Source organism: Protofrankia sp. CiP1_Cm_nod3 (assembly GCF_982290655.1).
On record NZ_CEVIVD010000120.1, the window covers coordinates 13,688 to 14,757 of the forward strand.

Consider the following 1,070-nt stretch of genomic DNA (forward strand, 5'->3'; position numbering starts at 1 on the left):
CGTGACTATCGCTGACGGGACTATCGCCGACCGCTGCTCACCATGGTCCACGGCGGGGATACACCGCTTGCCGGAACGCCTGGGAGATGGTCGTCAGTGAGTGACGCGACGTTCGCCCCGGGGATGCCGGGGCCGGCATCGACGCCTGACGGCCCCGTCCGCGCCTTCCTGCGGGTGGTGGTGATCGAGCATTCGGTGTTCGCGCTGCCGTTCGCCTATGTGGCGGCGCTCGCCGCGTCGTTCGACGCCTCCCGCTCCGTGCACTGGCTGGACATCGCGCTGGTGACCGTCGCGATGGTCGCTGCCCGCACCTTCGCGATGGCGACCAACAGGATCATCGACCGGAAGATCGACGGACGTAATCCGCGGACGGCCGGCCGGGAGCTGGTCACCGGCGCGGTGTCGGTGCGCACGGCCGCGGTCGGCGCCGCGATCGCCCTGGGTGTCTTCGCCGGGTCCGCCGCCGCGCTGTCCTGGCTCTGCCTGGCCCTCGCGCCGCTCGCGGCCGCCCCCCTGATCGTCTATTCGTACGCCAAGCGGTTCACCAACTTCCCGCACGCCGTCCTCGCGTTGGCCCAGGCGGTCGCGCCGGTCGGCGCCTGGATCGCCATCACCGACCGCTGGTCGTGGGCCTCGGTCGTGCTCGGGCTCGCGGTCGGCACCTGGATAGCCGGCTTCGACCTGATCTACGCCTGTCAGGACGCCGAGGTCGACCGTGGCATCGGCGTGGGCTCGGTGCCGGCCCGGTTCGGGATCCGGGCGGCGCTGGCCGCCTCGGTCGTTACCCATGTCGTGACGTTCGCGCTGTTCGTCGTGTTCGGGCTGATGGAGGGCTTCGGCGCGTGGTGGTGGGCCGGGCTGGTGGTGACCGCTGCCGCGTTCTGGTACGAGCACGCGATCGTCTCCGCGGACGACCTGTCCCGGGTGAACCGGGCCTTCCTGACCGCCAACGGGTTCGTCGGCATCGCCCTGTTCGGTTTCGCCGTCCTCGATCTGATCTCCCGCGGCCTGGCCTGGTGACGACCGGCCGCCGCGACGGCCGGGCCACTGCGACGGCCGGGCCACTGCGA

The 1,070-nt window shown here is 71.5% G+C and carries 1 protein-coding gene; it reads left to right on the forward strand.

Going from position 1 to position 1,070, the window contains the following annotated elements; translation table 11 throughout:
• Positions 1–96: 96 nt before the first annotated feature.
• The gene (gene mqnP, locus AC5LUJ_RS18820; RefSeq protein WP_445548548.1) at positions 97–1,020 is read left to right on the forward strand and encodes a menaquinone biosynthesis prenyltransferase MqnP; all 924 of its coding nucleotides are present in this window, start codon (positions 97–99) and stop codon (positions 1,018–1,020) included.
• Positions 1,021–1,070 lie beyond the last annotated feature (50 nt).